This is a genomic window from Bordetella sp. H567, from assembly GCF_001704295.1.
Lineage (GTDB): Bacteria > Pseudomonadota > Gammaproteobacteria > Burkholderiales > Burkholderiaceae_B > Bordetella_C.
This window is the reverse complement of the sequence record NZ_CP012334.1, coordinates 3,502,553-3,519,061: the sequence shown is the minus strand read 5'-3', so window position 1 is coordinate 3,519,061 and position 16,509 is coordinate 3,502,553. Positions and strand designations below refer to the sequence as shown.

The 16,509-nt window shown below is 65.4% G+C and carries 16 protein-coding genes; 7 read left to right on the top strand and 9 right to left on the bottom strand.

Annotated features, from left to right (window positions below; all coding sequences use genetic code 11):
• Positions 1–2: 2 nt before the first annotated feature.
• Positions 3–1,316, bottom strand: coding sequence for an MFS transporter (locus tag AKI39_RS15755; RefSeq protein ID WP_066637925.1), 1,314 nt, complete (start codon positions 1,314–1,316; stop codon positions 3–5).
• A 52-nt stretch (positions 1,317–1,368) separates the two neighbouring features.
• Positions 1,369–2,859 (bottom strand): amidase, encoded by a 1,491-nt coding sequence (locus AKI39_RS15750; RefSeq protein ID WP_066637922.1) that lies wholly within the window; start codon positions 2,857–2,859, stop codon positions 1,369–1,371.
• 211 nt (positions 2,860–3,070) lie between these two features.
• On the opposite strand from AKI39_RS15750, the gene AKI39_RS15745 reads away from it, so the two are divergent.
• A complete protein-coding gene (locus AKI39_RS15745; RefSeq protein WP_201258508.1) occupies positions 3,071–3,679 on the top strand; it encodes a DUF4286 family protein in 609 nt (202 codons plus the stop codon).
• Positions 3,680–3,726: 47 nt separating this feature from the next.
• Here AKI39_RS15745 and argF read toward each other — a convergent pair whose 3' ends face one another.
• On the bottom strand, positions 3,727–4,668 hold the full coding sequence (gene argF / locus AKI39_RS15740) for an ornithine carbamoyltransferase (protein WP_066637919.1): 942 nt from the start codon (positions 4,666–4,668) through the stop codon (positions 3,727–3,729).
• A gap of 252 nt (positions 4,669–4,920) precedes the next feature.
• Here argF and AKI39_RS15735 point away from each other — a divergent pair, with 252 nt between their 5' ends.
• A complete protein-coding gene (locus AKI39_RS15735; protein WP_066643109.1) occupies positions 4,921–5,238 on the top strand; it encodes a DUF3579 domain-containing protein in 318 nt (105 codons plus the stop codon).
• Between the two features lie 15 nt (positions 5,239–5,253).
• On the opposite strand, the gene AKI39_RS15730 is transcribed toward AKI39_RS15735, so the two are convergent.
• Both AKI39_RS15730 and AKI39_RS15725 read right to left on the bottom strand, forming a co-directional pair.
• Positions 5,254–6,213, bottom strand: a complete 960-nt coding sequence (locus AKI39_RS15730; RefSeq protein WP_066637916.1) for a 2-hydroxyacid dehydrogenase — start codon at positions 6,211–6,213, stop codon at positions 5,254–5,256.
• A gap of 48 nt (positions 6,214–6,261) precedes the next feature.
• On the bottom strand, positions 6,262–7,233 hold the full coding sequence (locus AKI39_RS15725; RefSeq protein ID WP_066637910.1) for a Bug family tripartite tricarboxylate transporter substrate binding protein: 972 nt from the start codon (positions 7,231–7,233) through the stop codon (positions 6,262–6,264).
• Between the two features lie 245 nt (positions 7,234–7,478).
• Between AKI39_RS15725 and AKI39_RS15720 the strand changes: the two genes are divergently transcribed.
• From AKI39_RS15720 to garL, 5 genes are all read left to right on the top strand, one after another.
• The gene (locus AKI39_RS15720) at positions 7,479–8,408 is read left to right on the top strand and encodes a dihydrodipicolinate synthase family protein (protein WP_066637908.1); all 930 of its coding nucleotides are present in this window, start codon (positions 7,479–7,481) and stop codon (positions 8,406–8,408) included.
• Positions 8,409–8,546: 138 nt separating this feature from the next.
• Positions 8,547–9,248 (top strand): FadR/GntR family transcriptional regulator, encoded by a 702-nt coding sequence (locus AKI39_RS15715; protein ID WP_066643106.1) that lies wholly within the window; start codon positions 8,547–8,549, stop codon positions 9,246–9,248.
• Positions 9,249–9,382: 134 nt separating this feature from the next.
• Positions 9,383–10,417: an Ldh family oxidoreductase gene (locus AKI39_RS15710; RefSeq protein ID WP_083229122.1), complete on the top strand. Its 1,035-nt coding sequence runs from the start codon at positions 9,383–9,385 to the stop codon at positions 10,415–10,417.
• A gap of 10 nt (positions 10,418–10,427) precedes the next feature.
• Positions 10,428–11,423, top strand: a complete 996-nt coding sequence (locus AKI39_RS15705) for a Bug family tripartite tricarboxylate transporter substrate binding protein (protein ID WP_066637904.1) — start codon at positions 10,428–10,430, stop codon at positions 11,421–11,423.
• Positions 11,424–11,534: 111 nt separating this feature from the next.
• A complete protein-coding gene (gene garL / locus AKI39_RS15700; protein WP_066637901.1) occupies positions 11,535–12,299 on the top strand; it encodes a 2-dehydro-3-deoxyglucarate aldolase in 765 nt (254 codons plus the stop codon).
• Between the two features lie 231 nt (positions 12,300–12,530).
• On the opposite strand, the gene rpsT is transcribed toward garL, so the two are convergent.
• The 4 genes from rpsT to AKI39_RS15680 form a co-directional block, all read right to left on the bottom strand.
• A complete protein-coding gene (rpsT, locus tag AKI39_RS15695; RefSeq protein ID WP_066352075.1) occupies positions 12,531–12,794 on the bottom strand; it encodes a 30S ribosomal protein S20 in 264 nt (87 codons plus the stop codon).
• 75 nt (positions 12,795–12,869) lie between these two features.
• Positions 12,870–13,907 (bottom strand): FecR family protein, encoded by a 1,038-nt coding sequence (locus AKI39_RS15690; RefSeq protein WP_066637898.1) that lies wholly within the window; start codon positions 13,905–13,907, stop codon positions 12,870–12,872.
• 220 nt (positions 13,908–14,127) lie between these two features.
• On the bottom strand, positions 14,128–15,708 hold the full coding sequence (gene murJ / locus AKI39_RS15685; protein WP_066637895.1) for a murein biosynthesis integral membrane protein MurJ: 1,581 nt from the start codon (positions 15,706–15,708) through the stop codon (positions 14,128–14,130).
• Positions 15,709–15,745: 37 nt separating this feature from the next.
• Positions 15,746–16,504, bottom strand: a complete 759-nt coding sequence (locus AKI39_RS15680) for a 3-hydroxyacyl-CoA dehydrogenase (RefSeq protein ID WP_066637893.1) — start codon at positions 16,502–16,504, stop codon at positions 15,746–15,748.
• Positions 16,505–16,509: the final 5 nt, after the last annotated feature.

Sequence of the window (16,509 nt, the reverse complement as noted above, 5' to 3'; positions counted from 1 at the left end):
CTTCAGGCAGGCCGGTTGGGCGTCATCCCCGGCACGGCATCCAGGCCGCCGTCCGGCCCGCGGCCGTCTTCGTCGATGCGCGACAGGTCCAGTCCATTGGTCTCCGGCAGCAGGAGGGCGGAAACGATGACCACGGCGTAGCCGACGCCCGCGACCACGGCGATCGAGATGCCCAGGGGCAGCGTGCCGCCGCTGAGCCAGCCCACGCTCAAGGGGAAGAGCGATCCAATCACGCGGCCGGCGTTGTACGACACCCCGTAGCCGGTCGCGCGCACGCTGCTTGGATACGATTCGGAAAGCGTCGCGCCGATTCCGGAGAACATGCCCTGCATCAGGATCCCCATGGGGAAGCCCAGGAACAGCATGGAGGTGTTGGAAATCGGGATCATCATGTAGATCAGCGCCATCGCGAGCGCGCCCACCGCGAACAGGACATAGGTGGCGCGGCGTCCGAGGCGATCGGTGGCGTAGGCACCGGTCACATAGCCCAGGAAAGAGCCCAGTATCATGACCACCAGATACGAGCTCGTCCCGAATACCGACAGGCCACGCTCCAGCTTCAGGTAGGTGGGCAGCCACGTCGCGATCGCGTAATAGCCGCCCAGCATGCCGCCGGACAGCAGGCTGCACAGGATGGTCTTGGGCAGCAACGGCGTCTGGAATACCCGCAGGAGATTGCGCTTGAGCGGAACGCTTTCGGCGGCCGCGCGCGAGGCGACGTAGATCTCGGGCTCGACAAGGTTGCGCCGCAGGTAAATCACCACCAGGGCCGGCAGGATGCCCAGGAAAAAGCAGGCCCGCCACGCATATTCGGCCGGCATGATCGCGTACATGGCCGCGTAGGCAAGCGCCGCGGCGCCCCAGCCGAACGAGTAGCTGCTCGCGGTGAAGCCGGAGTATTTGCCGCGATGGGTGGGATTCCTGATCATCTCCGTGACCAGCACCATGCACAGGGACGATTCGCCACCGAAGCCCAGTCCCTGGATGATGCGGAACATCATCAACTGCGTGGGCGTCTGGGCCAATCCGCATAGGAAACAGGCGAACGCGAAGACCACGATGGTCCAGCGCAGGACGCGTACGCGGCCATAACGATCGGCCAGCATGCCGGCCAGGATCGCCCCCGCCAGCGACGATACCAGCGTATAGGTCACGATCGCCCCTGCTTCGGATTTGCTCATGTTCCATTGCGACAGCAGGGTGGAGATCAGGAACGAATAGATCATGAAGTCGAACACGTCCACGGCGTGCCCCAGAAAGGCGCCGTAGAACCCTTTGCGCTCCATGCGCGTCAGTTCGGTGAACCAGCTGAGCATCGCTTTCCCCTTTGCGTCCGATGGTGAATCAGGTTAGGAATGCCGTCCCGCTCTACGCCGTGCGAGCCAGGACGGGCGGTTGGAATGCGTGGCCGTGCGCTTCCAGCCACTGCGCGAAGCGCAGCGAGGTCAAGTCGTGGTACCGGCCGGCGACGATCTGCACGCCGACCGGCAGGCCGTCCGCGGTGCGGCCCGCGGGAGCGACGGTGGACGGCAGTCCGCAAAGTCCGGAGTAGCCGGCCCAGAACAGTTGCGTCGTCATGGGCTGAGGTTCGCCGTTCACCCACAGATGGCGCTGCCAGGGCTCGCCCGTTTCGTTCAGTTCGAATGCCGGCGTGGCGGCGGCCGGGCACAGCAGCACATCGTGGCTGGCGAAGAAATCGGTCCATGCCTGAGCGATACCCCGCCGCACGCCGGCCAGCTTGAGCCAGCCGCGATGATCCAGCGTCGCGCCCACGTATTGCAGCGCCGCGTAGGAGAGGTCATCCGGATCCACGTGCCGCGCGCGATCGCGCATGGCCTGGTAGGCCGCATCGCTGGCGGCGAGCGAAGTTGCCGCCCGCAGCATCAGGACATAGGTCCGCCACAAGGTCGCTGCATCGATCGCCGGCTGAGCGTTCCAGGAGACGCGCAAACCTTCGCCTTCCAGTTCCCTGCCCAGATCCTCGATAATCGCCGAGACGGCGCCATCCACCGGCGCGTAGGGATGCGTGGGAAGCACCGCGACCCGGAAGTCGCGCGGCGCCCGTTCCTCTTCACCTGGAAACGGCAGGCGCGGGCCCGCGCCCGCGCCGGCATCGCATGCCAGGACGCGCAGCAGGAGTTCCAGATCGCGCGCCGAGCGCGCAATGGGGCCGGCGACGTTGATATCGGGCGACTCGTCCGTGCCGTTGATGCCGTGGCCGCGTAGCGATATCAAGCCGTGGCTGCTCTTGTGGGAGAAAACCCCGCAATAGTGCGCCGGATTCCGCACCGAAGAGCCGATGTCCGACCCGATGTCGAACACGCTCATGCCCGTGCAGACTGCGGCGGCGCTGCCGCCGGAAGAGCCGCCGGGGGTACGAGAGAGGTCGTGCGGATTGCGCGTCGTGCCGTACAGCGCGTTGTAGCTTTGCCAGTCGCGCAGATGTAGTGGCACATTGGATTTGCCTACCAGGATGGCGCCGGCATCCCGCAGACGGCGGACGACGTCCGAATCGCGTGCGACCATGCGCTGCGCGTGGGCCGGATCGCCGCACGTGGTCGGCCAGCCGGCGACATCGAAGCTTTCCTTGATGGAAAAGGGGATGCCATGCAGCGGTCCCAGCGTCTCGCCGCGGCGGCGCGCGGCATCGGCGGCCCGTGCCGCCGTTCTCGCCGCCGCGTAATCGTGCACGGGCAGGGCGTTGACACGCGCGTGGTGCACCTTGAAAGCCTGTTCGCAGGCGTCCACCAGCTGTTCGGCAGTGACCGCTCCGGACTCCAGGGCCTGGAGGCACTGCCATAGCGGCCGGTATGACGGATCTTCGAAGCGGCTATCTACGGAATCTGCGACGGTATCCAAGGCGGGCTTCCTGGCTGAGGGGGGGGGCGGGCGGCGTCGGGCGTGATCGCAGTACTTTGTATACTATATTCTCACGCCATCGCATCGGGATTGTCCCGACCAAGGGTAAATCCGGTCCGGAGGCCCGCCATGGGATGTAAAAAAACCGCCGCGCGGCGTTGCTAGCTGCTGCCGGCTGCGCGACCATGGCGGTTTTTCGAGCGAGGATGGCATGACCGATACAAGGCGCGAGACACCGGCTCCGGGGGGAGATGTCCTGCTGTTGAAGATTCCGGGCATATGCCTGACGGTGGAGCAGCTGGCGGCCTTGCGCGCCGCGCTGAATCCGGAGCCGCACGGCGTGGTGGTCGAAGGCTATGCCGCCATTGAAGGTGCGCAGACCTATGTCTACTGCCGCCTGCCGTCCGGCGATGCGGACGGGGCGGCTGCGGCGCTTGGAGAACGGGCTAGGCACGTCCGCCCGGACGCTACGATCCGGCGGCTGCGCCGCATCTCGGACTTGCCCGGCGCCTCGCAGGGGCGCGCCGCACCCTGGCATTACATCGTGGAAACCGATGTGGTGCCGGAGGCCGAACAGGACCTGAACAATTGGTATGACCAGGAGCACCTTCCCGGCCTGGCGAACGTGCCAGGCACGGTGCGGGCCGAACGTTTCGCGTGCAACGAGGCCGCGCCCCGCTATCACGCGTGTTATGACCTGGAGACGGTGGAAACCTTCGGCAGCCCGCCCTGGCTGGCCGTGCGCGCGACGGCATGGAGCGACCGTGTGCGCCCGTCGTTTCGCAACACCCTGCGCAACATGTTCAAGGCGATCGTGTAGACGGTGGGGCCTTCGGGAGGGCGGCCGCGCGGCGCCGTCCCGTCACGTCAGGACAGGTGGCCCAGCAGCAGGAACTCCATCAGGGCTTTCTGCACGTGCAGACGGTTCTCGGCCTCGTCCCACACCACGCTCTGCGGGCCATCGATGACCTCGCCCGTGACTTCCTCGCCCCGATGCGCCGGCAGGCAATGCATGAAGACCGCATCGGGAGCGGCCACGGCCATCATGTCCGCATCGACGCACCAGTCCGCGAAGGCGGCACGGCGCTGTTCGTTCTCCGCCTCGTAGCCCATGCTGGTCCAGACATCGGTGGTGACCAGGTGTGCCCCGCGGCACGCTTCCATCGGGTCCTTGAATTGCCGCAACACCGACGCCGGCGGCGTGCCGGTGCGCATCGCGTCCAGCTCGTAGCCGGAGGGCGTCGATACGTGCAGCGTGAAGCCCAGCATTTCAGCCGCCTGCAGCCAGGTATAGGACATGTTGTTCGCATCGCCAACCCACGCGACGATCTTGCCGGCGATCGGGCCGCGATGCTCCACATAGGTGAAGATGTCCGCCAGTATCTGGCAGGGGTGGAATTCATTGGTCAGGCCGTTGATGACCGGCACGCGGGAATGCGCGGCAAAGCGTTCGATGCGGGTCTGCTCGAAGGTGCGGATCATCACGATGTCCACCATGCGCGAAATCACGCGCGCGGTGTCTTCGATGGGTTCGGCGCGTCCCAGCTGCGAATCGTTGGACGTGAGGTTGATGACGGACCCGCCCAACTGGTACATCCCTGCTTCGAAAGACACGCGCGTGCGCGTGCTGGCTTTTTCGAAAACCATTGCCAGCGTGCGGTCATGCAGCGTCATGTGCGGCTCATAGCGCTTGAACTTGTCCTTGATCAGGCGCGCGCGCTCCAGCACATAGTTGATTTCGGCGGCGGAAAAATCGCGGAACTGCAGGAAGTGGCGCAGGGGGCCGTTTTGGGTGCTTGCGGTTGTCATGGTCGGTCTGCACATCGTTGGTCTCGCCCGCTGGAGGCCGGGCGAGGCGCCTCATTATGCCCGTTCTTTTTTAAATACGTCCGCTGCGGCGAGGATGCGTGGAAAAGCGCGGGAAAGCCAGATAAAGCGAGCGATTCGACCGTGAGGCAGCCGGCCGAATACAATCCGGGGAAGCATCAATCATATACAATCGGCGTCGCGACCCGCGTGTCGCGGGCTGGTCACACTGACGGCGCGCCGCGCCCGTCGCCGATAGCAGAACCAACGGTATTCCGCGTGCGACAACTCGTTATCCTCGGTGTTACGGAAGAAGGCCAGCGCTTTCGACCCAGCGATTGGGCCGAGCGGCTTGCCGGCGTCATGGCGCAATTCCGGCCGCCGGGTAGCGCCCCCGCCAGTCCGCTTTATTACTCCCCTTATGTGTTGCCCGTCATCGTGGACGGCCACCGCAGCGTCGTCGTGGACGAACGCCTGCGCGAGCTGGAACCGCTTGCCTGGAAGTTCGTCATGGACTTCGCCAAGGATAATCGCCTGAAGACGGAAGAGCGCGAAATCGCCCATCCGTCGTAGGCGTGCGGCTTCCTGCTAGCGGGTCACCGGTGTGATGACCTTGCCGGTCCGCAGGAAGGCCTCCAGGTTTTTCACCATCAGGTCTTCCATGTCGCGGCGCGTTTCGTACGTAGCGCTGCCGATGTGGGGCAGCAGGACAACGTTGTCGTTGGTTTTCAGTGCATCAGGCACCTTGGGCTCGTGCTCGAATACGTCCAGGGCGGCGTTGCCGAGCTTGCCCGCCTGCAATGCTTCCACCAAGGCGGACTCGTCGATGACGGGGCCGCGGGCGATGTTGATGATGGTGCCCTTGGGCCCGAGCGCTTCCAGCACTTCCCGCGAAATCAGGTGGTGGGTGCCCGGCCCGCCGACCGTGGCCACCACCAGGAAATCGGCCCACGCGGCAAGGTCCACCAGCGAGGCCTCATAGCGGTAGTCGACGTCGTTGCGCTTGTTGCGGCTGTGATAGCGCACGTCCATGTCAAAGCCGATGCCGCGCTTGGCGATCGCCTGGCCGATGCGGCCCAGTCCCACGATACCGAGCTTTTTGCCGCTGACACGCGTGCCCAGCGGAATACTGCCGTGCACCTGTCCCCACCCGCCGGTGCGGACGAAGCGGTCGCCATAGGCGATGCGGCGCGCCGCGCCGAGCATCAGGCCCCACGCGAGATCCGCCACGCAGTCGGTCAGTACGTCAGGCGTATTGCTGACCTGCACGCCGCGCTGCTGCGCGGCCTTGATGTCTATGGTTTCGTACCCGACGCCCCAGCTGCAGATGGCCTTCAGATCCGGCAAGGCATCCATCATTTCCGCCGAGCAGCCGAAATTGGCCGAGGTCACCAGGACATCGACGCCTTTTCCGTGTTGCGCCAGCGCCGCCTCGCGCTCGGGATACTTCCATAGTTCGACGACATCGTAGTCCCGGGCGAGCCGCTCGTTGGCGGTAGGAGAGCCGGCATAGGAGCCGACCTGGATGATGCGGTGCTTGGCGGTCATGGAGGTTCGCGTACCTGGTCTATCGCCGGGAAATCGGCAGCGCCTAATTTACTCCAACTTGATATTGCTTTTGGCGATCACGTCCTGCCAGCGCTTGACTTCGGATTGCTGGAACCGGGTGAATTCTTCGGGGCTATCGGCCACGACCTCGAAGCCCAGGCCGTGCAGCGTCTTTTCGACGGCGGGATCGCGCAGCGTCTTGCGCAGCCCGTCAGACAGTTCCTTCACGATCCCGGCCGGCGTCGCCGCGGGTACGGCGAAACCCTGCCACGAATACACCACCATGTCCTTGATGCCGGCGTCCGCCATCGTCGGTACGTCCGGGAGTTCGGGAATGCGCTGCTGGCCGGTGGTGGCGAGCGCCTTCAGCTTGCCGGCCTTGATGTGCGACAGCACGGCGCCCAGGTTCTGGAAGGAGACATTCACCTGGCTGCCCATGAGGTCGCTGATGGCCGCGCCGCCGCCCCGGTACGGGACGTCGACACCCGACGTATCGGTCTTCTGGCGGAACAGCACGGCGGACAGGTGATCCGAAGACCCCGTGCCCGATGATGCGTAGGACACCGAGCCGGGATTCTTCTTGGCGTAGGCGACCAGTTCGGCCACGGTCTTTGCAGGAAAGTTGGGCGAGGCCACCAGCACATTGGGGTTGCGCACCGCCATGGTGAGGTACTTGAAATCCTTGCTGGGGTTGTAGGACAGATCCTTGTACAGCGCCTGATTGATGGCGAAGGTGCCGATGGAGCCCACCATCATGGTGTAGCCGTCGGGCGTGGCGCGCGCCAAGGCCTGCGCGCCGATGGAGCCGTTGGCGCCAGGCTTGTTTTCCACCACGAAGGTCTGGCCAAAAATCTTGTTCATGCCGGGCAACACGGCGCGGGCGGTAATGTCGGACGATCCGCCAGGGACAAAGGGCACGATCACCGTGACGGGCTTGTCCGGGTATTTGGCGGCGACCGGCGCGGCCGCGACCAGCGCGAGGGCGGCGCCCAGCGCGATCGTGCGTAGGGATGGGGTCATGGTTGTCTCCTGGCTGTTATGAGGTGGCGCATTGCGAAAGAGGGCAGGCCCGCGCGCCGTGCTTATGTGTTCTCAGACCACCTGCTTGTAAAACAACTATATGTATTGAGCAGTAATATGTCAACCAAGTATACTTTTCGGGCTGGCGCGGTAAGCTTGTCCGACAAGCGCGTCCATGCGAGCAGGCGGCTGGATGACGCCACGCGCGGCAGCCGTCGTTCGTTCATGCCCATAGGAGTTGCCTCATGAAAACCACGCCCGTTACGGTGGACGACCTGCGCCGGTCCGTGATTGCGGTGCCGCCGCTGGCGCGCAATGCCGATCTCAGCCTTAACGCACAGGCGAATACGGCCTTGCTACGGCATCTGGAGCAGGGCGGCGTGCGCAGCGTGATGTATGGCGGCAATGCGAATTTCTACAACGTCGCCGTGAGCGAGTACGCGCGCATCATCGACTTCCTGGCCGAGCAGGCCGGGCCGGATACCTGGATATTGCCCTCGGCGGGCCCGGACTACGGCAAATTGATGGACCAGGCGGCCATCCTGAGATCGCGAAGTTTTCCGACGGCGATGTTGCTGCCCATGTCGTTTCCGTTCACCGACGCGGGGCTGGCTGATGGCATACGTCGCTTCAGCGACGCCCTCTCGCGGCCGGTGGTCGTGTATATCAAGGCATCCGACTACATCGCGCCTTCCACCTTGGGGCGCTTGGTGGAGGAAGGCCGCATCGCCGCCGTGAAATACGCAGTGGTGCGGCAGGAGCCATCCCAGGATCCTTATTTGTCGGCCCTGCTGAAGGCGGTCGATCCCAGGTTGATGGTGAGCGGCATCGGCGAGCGGCCGGCGATCGTCCACTGCCGCGAATTCGGGCTGCAGAGTTTCACGTCCGGTTCCGTATGTGTCGCGCCGCGTGGCTCCATGCAATTGCTGCGGCTGCTTCAGGAAGGCCGGCTGCCGGAGGCGGAACGCGTGCGGGCCGCCTACATGCCCCTGGAGGACTGCCGCGATGCCATCAGCCCCATCCGCGTGCTGCATGATGCCGTGACGCTGGCGGGCATCGCGGATATGGGGCCGATGCTGCCTTTGCTGACCGGTCTGACGGCAGCCGAGCGCGAGCGCGTGGCGCCCGTCGCGCGCGCCCTGCTGGCGCGCGATCGCGATGTGCTGCCGGGATAAGGGTGCGGGGAGCGGAGCCGCGACGTCGATGGCGTACGATTAGCGCTCGATTCAAAGGAGAGCGACGTGTCCACCAAGCAACGCACGCAGGATACGGAGAGCGCCCGTGCCATTGACGCCGGCGCGGACGGCACGCGCATGCTCGATCGCGGCCAGCGCGTGCGCCTGGGCGACCAGCTCTACGGGCAGATCTTCGATCGCATCGCTTCGGGCGATCTCAACGTAGGCGACAAGCTGCCGTCCGAGCATGAGATCTGCGAACAGTTCGGCGTATCGCGTCCCGTCGTGCGCGAGGCCTTGCTCAGGCTGCGCGCGGACGGCCTGGTCAGCGCATACCAGGGCTTGGGCACCTTCGTCATCCACCAGCCCGCGCCGCGGCTGAAAACCTTCGGCGACGTGCAGAACGTGGGCGCGTATCTGCGTGCGCAGGAAGTGCGGCTGGCGCTGGAAGGCGAGGCGGCCCGGCTGGCCGCGTTGCGGCGCACCGAGGAGCAGATGAAAAAAATCGTGGAGGCGCATGAGACCTTCGCCGAAGGCCTGGCGCAGGGGCGGGTATCCGCCGAGGCCGACCTGGCCTTTCACGCGAGTATCGCCGAGGCGAGCGGCAATGATTTTTTCCTGGGCGTGCTGGAAACGATCCACGAATCCATACATGGCTTCATGCGTCTGTCGCTGAACCTCACGCGCACCGGCTCGCGCCAGCGCGCGGAACGCGTAATGGACGAACACGCGAGCATACTCGCGGCCATCCGCGAACAGGATGGCGAACGGGCACGGACCGCCATGCAGTTCCATCTGGGGCAGGCGCGCTATCGCCTGGTGGACCGCGACCGCGACTGACGCGCGTGCGGCACGACCCACCCGTCAAAACGACAATAGGGAGACAGGCAGTGGCAAGCGAACAAACGTCGGGCTTCAATGCCTCCGTGCCGTCCGTACGCGAGCAGATCGTCCTGGTGTTGCGCGCCTGGGGCATGCAGCCGGACCTGGCGGATACGTCGGCAGACCTGATGGCCGAGACGGACTTGCTGGGCATCGATTCGCACGGTATTTCCATGCTGCCCAGCTACGAGGACAAGGTACTGGCCGGCACGCTGGCGATCGCCGCGCGACCGCGCGTGGTGCGCGATGGGCCGGCGTCGGCCTTGCTGGACGGCATGGGTGGGCTGGGATATCCCGTGGCCGCGCAGGCCATGCATCTGGCGGTGGACAAGGCGTTGGCGCATGGCGTGGGCGCGGTGGCGGTGCGCAATTCCCATCACTTCGGCGCCGCGGGCGTCTATGCACGCATTGCCGTGCGACGCGGCGTGGTTGGCCTGGTAACCAGTAGCGCGAACGGCGTCATCATGGTGCCGACCGGCGGCGCCATGCCGATGCTGGGAACCAACCCCATCGCGTTCGCGGCGCCCGCCGCGCGCAATGAACCCTTCGTGCTGGATATGGCGACCACCACGGTGGCCGCCAACAAGGTGAAGGTATACGACTTTCATGGCAAGCCCCTGCCGCCCGGCTGGGCCGTGGACGGCCGCGGCGAACCGGTCACGGACGCCGCGCAGGCCATGGCATATATCTTCAAGCACCCGGAAGGCGGGCTATCGCCGCTGGGTGGTACGCCGGCAATGAGCAGCCACAAGGGTTATGGCCTGGCAATGATGGCGCAGATACTGGGGTCGACACTCACCGGCAGCGGTTTCGCGGCCCTGCACGCCAAGCGACGCGGCCCCGGCGATCCCGACAACATCGGGCATTTCTTCCTGGCGCTGAATCCCGACACATTTCGCGATGCGGGCTCGTTCGAGGCCGATCTGGACGAAATGATCGACGCGATGCACCAGACGCCCCGCGCACAGCCGGATGTGCCCGTGCAGGTGGCCGGCGAACCCGAGGCCCGGGCGCGCGCGCAGCGGGAACGCAAGGGCATACCGATTCCCCCGGCGCTTGACGCACGCTTGCACGAGATCTGTGCACGCTGCAAGGCCCGCTACGTGTTGCAGCCCATATCATCATAGGGAGACATGCATGTTGCCGCGTTCCATCAACCGCGCTCGCCGCCGCTGGCTATCCACACTCGCGCTCGCGCTGCTGGGCCTGGCGGGCGCCGCCCAGGCCCAGACCGGGGACTGGCCTTCCCGCCCCATACGGCTGGTCGTGCCTTTCCCGCCCGGCGGCAGCACCGACGCCGTGGGGCGCCTGGTCGCGGCGGAGCTGGGCAAGGCGCTGAACCAAACGGTGATCGTGGAGAACAAGGGCGGCGCCAACGGCAATATTGGTTCGGACGTTGTCGCCAAGGCCGCGCCGGATGGTTATACGCTGCTGCTCTCCGGCGTCGGATCCAATGCCATCAACTATGCGCTGTACGCGAGCATGCCTTACAAGGACAGCGACTTCGCGCATATTTCCCTGCTGGCGACCGGGCCGAATGTCCTGGTGGCCAATCCCGACTTTCCGGCCAAGACCTTCAAGGACTTCATTGCGCTGGCGCAGGCGAATCCCGGCAAGTACACGCATGCCAGTTCGGGCAATGGATCGTCCGGCCACCTGGCCATGGAAATGCTCAAGCGCGCCGCCGGCATCGACCTGGTCCACGTTCCCTACAAGGGGGGCGCCGCGGCGATCACCGACACCATCGCCGGCCGTGTGTCGGTGCTGTTCCTGAACCAGGACAACGTTCTGCCGCAGGTCAAGGCCGGCAAGCTGCGGGCACTGGCCGTGGCCAGCGAGAAGCGCAATCCCGCCTATCCCGATATCCCGACGATCGCCGAATCCGGTTATCCCGGCTTTGCCGCGGAATCCTGGTTCGGCCTGTCCGCGCCCGCGAAGACGCCGCCCGCCGTCGTCCAGCGCTTGAGCGATGCGACGCGCACCGCGCTGGCGGACCCCGCGCTACGCCAGAAACTGGAGGCCGTCGGTTTCGTGGTGGTGGGGGTTGGCCCGAGCGAATTCTCCGGGTTCGTCACGGCCGAGATCAAAAAATGGGGCAAGGCGGCCAAGGACTCTGGAGCCCGCATGGATTGATGCGGTCCCTCTGCGCTGACTCTTCTTCGACACATTCGCGCCGCCGGCCGCGCTGGCCGGTACCGCCGCCGTGGCATCGGACGCCGCGCGGCAACACCAGGATGAACCAGGATGAATGCACCGATTCCCAATTGTTTTCGTCAGCGTGTACTTGCGCGTGAAACCTTGATCGGTTTCTGGATGAGCATGGCTAGCCACATCACGGCGGAACTGGCTGGACTTGCCGGCTACGATTGGCTGCTGCTCGATGGCGAGCATTCGCCCAATGACGTGCCGATGTTCCTGCAGCAACTGCAGGCCTTGCAGGGCAGCGAGTCCGCGGCCGTGGGGCGCCCGACGATCAACGACCCGGTCGAAATCAAACGGCTGCTGGACATCGGCTTCTACAACCTGCTGATTCCCTTTATCGAATCGGCGGAAGAAGCCCGCCGCGCCGTGGCGGCCACGCGCTATCCTCCCGCGGGCATGCGCGGGGTGGCGGGCTTGCAGCGCAGCAATCGCTTCGGCACGATCCCGGACTACCTGACCCGCATCAACGACAACATCTGCGTGCTCCTGCAGATCGAGAGCCGGCCGGGCATCGAAGCGGTGGACGAGATCGCGGCGGTGGAGGGCGTGGATGGTATTTTTATCGGTCCATCCGACCTGGCCGCGGCCCTAGGGCATATCGGCAACCCCTCGCATCCCGACGTGCAGGCCGCCATCCGGCATCTGTACGAGCGAGCCAGCGCGCATGGCAAGGCAGTCGGCATACTCGCGCCCGTCGCGGCGGACGCGAAACGCTATCTGGAAATGGGCATGCACTTCGTGGCCGTGGGGACCGACCTGGGCGTGTTCAAGCAGGCAACCTTCGCGCTGCGCGAAGCATTCCGCTAGCGGCCACATGCGAAAAAGGACGCCCAGAGCGTCCTTTTTCGTATTTGCCGATGCGGGGTGCCGCCTTGCTTGTCGTAAGCGTGGGCGCGGCCGGGACCCGCAGCCAATTGCATCATGCCGTCCATACGCGGCGCATCATGCATGCGAGGCATGCAAGCAAACTTGAGCCGCGTCAGGCGCCGCCCGGGGCAGGGCGGCCGATAACATCAGAACAGTATCGGAACAGGCGTATCAGGCCAGCGCCTTGACGGCAGCCGACAGACGGCTCTTATGGCGAGCGGCCTTGTTCTTGTGAATGATGTTCTTGTCCGCGACGCGGTCAATCACGCTGGTCGCCTTTTGCAGCACGGCGGCGGCGGCCGCCTTGTCGCCGGCTTCCACAGCTTGGCGTACGCGCTTGATCGCGGTGCGCAGCATGGAACGCAGGCTGGAATTGTGCTTGTTGCGCTCGACCGATTGGCGAGCGCGTTTGCGAGCTTGGGCAGTATTGGCCATGTGCAGTTGGAAATTAGAAATTCGGCAAAGCTCGACATTCTAGCAAGTTCCCCCTGAAAAGCAAGCTTGCAAGCGTCAAGCGGGGGTTACGTCTATGCTGATCAGCCAGGGAGTGTAGCGCCGGACGGTCACGGTCATGCTCTGCTCCAGCGTATCCAGGGTGGCGTCCGTATCGTCCAGAGGGAACTGGCCGGTAACAGGCAGGCCGCCCGCCGCCATGGAAATACGCAGGATGCCGCTGCGGTAGGGGCGCAGCGCGGCCACGACGTCCGCCAGGGGGCGGTTGCGCACCGCGATCCAGCCGGTTTCCCAGGCGGCGTCGGCCAGCAGTTCCGCCCGGGGCGGATCCACCCGCGCATCGTCAAAGCGTGCGCCCGTCCCGGCACCGATGACGCCACGTGCCTTTTCGAGGGTCTGCACTTCCACTTCGTGCTCATGCACCACGACGAGGGAACGCCGGGCCTGTTGGCGCACCATGAAACGGGTGCCCAGCGCGCGCACCGTTCCCTGTTCGGTGGTGACGATGAAGGGACGATTGGGATCGTGGGCGACCGACACGGTGATCGCTCCCTCCAGCAAACGGACATTGCGCTCGGAGCCGGCGAAATCCAGTTGTACACGGGAGCGGGCGTCCAGCAGCATCTGGCTGCCGTCGGACAACATGTACAGCCGGCGTTCGCCTGTGGCGGTTGCCGCGTCGGCGGTCAGGTTGTGCAGGGGATAGAGCTCGTTCAGCGCCACGGATCCCACCACGGCCGCTGCCACGGCCGCCGCGCCGCCCGCAACGAAACGGCGCCGCGCGGGATTTGGCGGCAAGGGCCGCGTAGCCATAGGCGGCGTGGACCGATAGGCCGCCATGGCTGGCGTCAAGGTCGGACGGGCGTTGGACGTGGAAAAGCCGATGGGATAGAAGTCGCTGAGGCGGCCGAACGATGAGCCCAGTGCGGACGTCAGTTGCTGCCATGCGCTTTCATGCATGGGGTTTTCTGCCCGCCAGGCCAGGAAATCGGCGTAATCGGACTGCGACGCGCGGCCCGAACGCAGCAGCAGCAGCCAGTTTACGACCTGGTCTGCGACGGGCGTGGACTTGTCCGGGGTGGCGTCTTGATCCAAAGTGGCTTCCGAGTGGCCGCAAGGGGTGTCGAATTGTAAATATTAAAGCGTTTTATCAAGAAGAGGGGCAATTTGCTAGCGGCGTAAGCAAAAAATCCGGCAAGCGGCGGTGTCAAACCCTATAAAGTCTTAGCGCTGGCGCGTTACGAGGGTTTGCATAGCGTCCCCAGGGCCTTCAGCGCGCGGTGGTCAATAGTGTCTTGTGAAAACAACAGACGCATCAGGCCACGCCGCGCGCGGCGGGGGCGGCGGATCGACGCGTAAAGTCGGTGGGCCGGAAACCGCAGGCCAGCAGGATGCCGAAATACGTCACGCCGCTGGCGCTTAATACGGCCGCCAGCAGCCCCACACGCTGCCAGCCGTGGGCCTGCAGCGCGATCCAGTCCAGGCGGGCATCGGCGTACAGCAGCAGCGCCGCCAGCGCAGCCAAGGCAGGCAGCAAGCGCAGCACGAACAGGAGCCAGCCGGGGCTGGGGCGATATACCCCCCGCTTGTGCAGTACCGTCAGCAGCAGCAGGGCGTTCAGGCAGGCGCCAAGCGCGATCGCCAGCGCGAGGCCGGCATGGGCCAGCCTGGGGACCAGCAGTACATTCAGCGATTGCGTGGCGACCAGGGCCACGATGGCGATCTTGACGGGCGTGCGGATGTCCTGGCGCGCATAGAACCCTGGCGCCAGGATTTTGACCGCCAGCAGGCCGACTAATCCCACGGAGTAGGCCATGACCGCCATGCGCGTTTGCATGACGTCGCGCGCGGCGAAGGCGCCGTAGTGGAACAGGGTGGCCACCAGCCCGTCGGAAAGCAGCGCCAGGCCCAGCGCGCTGGGCAGGCCCAGCAGTAGCGTCAGGCGCAGGCCCCAGTCCAGCAGCGCGCTGTAGCCGTCGCTGTCGGCGCGGGCATTGGCCGCGGAAAGGCTGGGAAGCAGCACGGTGCCCAGCGCCACGCCGAGCAGCGCGGTGGGAAACTCCATCAGACGATCGGCATAGGACAGCCAGGTCACGCTGCCGGGGGGCAGCCAGGTGGCGATATTGGTGTTGATCAACAGCGATATCTGTCCCACCGATACGCCAAGGATGGCGGGCAGCATCTGCTTCAGGATGCGCCGGACCATGGGGTCGGACCAGGCGGCGCGCAGCCGCAGGCTATAGCGGGGTACCAGCCCCAGGCGCGACAGTGCTGCCCACTGGATGGCCAATTGCAGGATCCCGCCCGCCATCACACCGATGGCCAGGGCGTAGATGGGCGGATGGTAGCGGGGCGCCAGCCACAGGCAGGCCGCGATCATGGCCAGGTTCAACAGCACCGGCGTGAACGCCGGAACCGCGAAACGGCGCCAGGTATTCAGTACTCCGGAGGCGAACGCGACGAGGGACATGCAAAGGATGTACGGAAACATCGCCCGCGTCATCCATACCGCGGCGTCGAACGCCTGTGCGCCAGCCTCTCTGCGCAAGCCGCTGGCCATGGCGGCGACCACCCACGGCGCGAGCGCGATGCCGATGAGGGTGACCAGCATCAACGCGCAGGTCAGCAGCAAGGCCACCCGGTCCAGCAGGGTGCGGACCTGTTCGTCGCCGTGCTTGGTGCGCACCGTTCCCAGGATAGGGACGAAGGCCTGGGCGAACGCGCCTTCGGCGAACAGGCGCCGCAGCAGGTTGGGAATACGGAAGGCCACCCAGAAGGCGTCCGTCAGGGGCCCGGCGCCGAAGGCGCGGGCCACCAGGACGTCGCGGATCAGGCCGGCAATGCGGGACAGCAAAGTGAAACTGCTGACCGTGGCGGCCGATCGCAGCAAGCTCATGGCGAAGACGGATCGAAAGGGCGGCTGACGCGGGGATTCACTTGGGCGGCATGCGGATGGCGCCATCCAGACGGATGGTTTCGCCGTTCAGCATGTCGTTGGTGATGATGCTGTGCACCAGCTTGGCGTAGTCTTCCGGCCGTCCCAGGCGCGCGGGGAACGGAATACTGGCGGCCAGCGAATCCTGCACTTCCTGCGGCATGCCGAAAATCATGGGCGTACCGAAAATGCCAGGGGCGATGGTCATGCAGCGTATGCCCACCTTGGACAGGTCGCGCGCGATCGGCAGCGTCATGCCGGCCACGCCGGCCTTGGAGGCCGCGTACGCGGCCTGGCCAATCTGCCCGTCGAAAGCGGCGACCGAAGCGGTGTTGATCAGGACACCGCGCTCGCCCGTGGGCTCGGGTGCGTTTGCGCTCATGGCTTGCGCGCACAACCGCATCATGTTGAAGCTGCCGATCAAATTGATGGCGATGACTTTCTGGAACAGCTCCAGCGCATGCGGGCCGTTCTTGCCCACGATGCGTGCCGCGGGAGCGATGCCGGCGCAATTCACCAGCCCGAACAACGGACCAAGCGCCGTGGCCGCGTCCACCGCGCCCTGCGCGTCGGCGTCCTGGGTGACGTCGCAGTGGACATAGCGCTGGCCGAGTTCGGCGGCAAGGTCGCCGCCCGCCTGATCCTGAACATCCGCGATGACGACGCGTGCCCCGTTGGCGACCAGCATGCGTGCCGTGCCGGCGCCCAGACCGGAGGCGCCCCCGGTGACGATGAATACCTTGTTGGCAATTTCCATGGCGT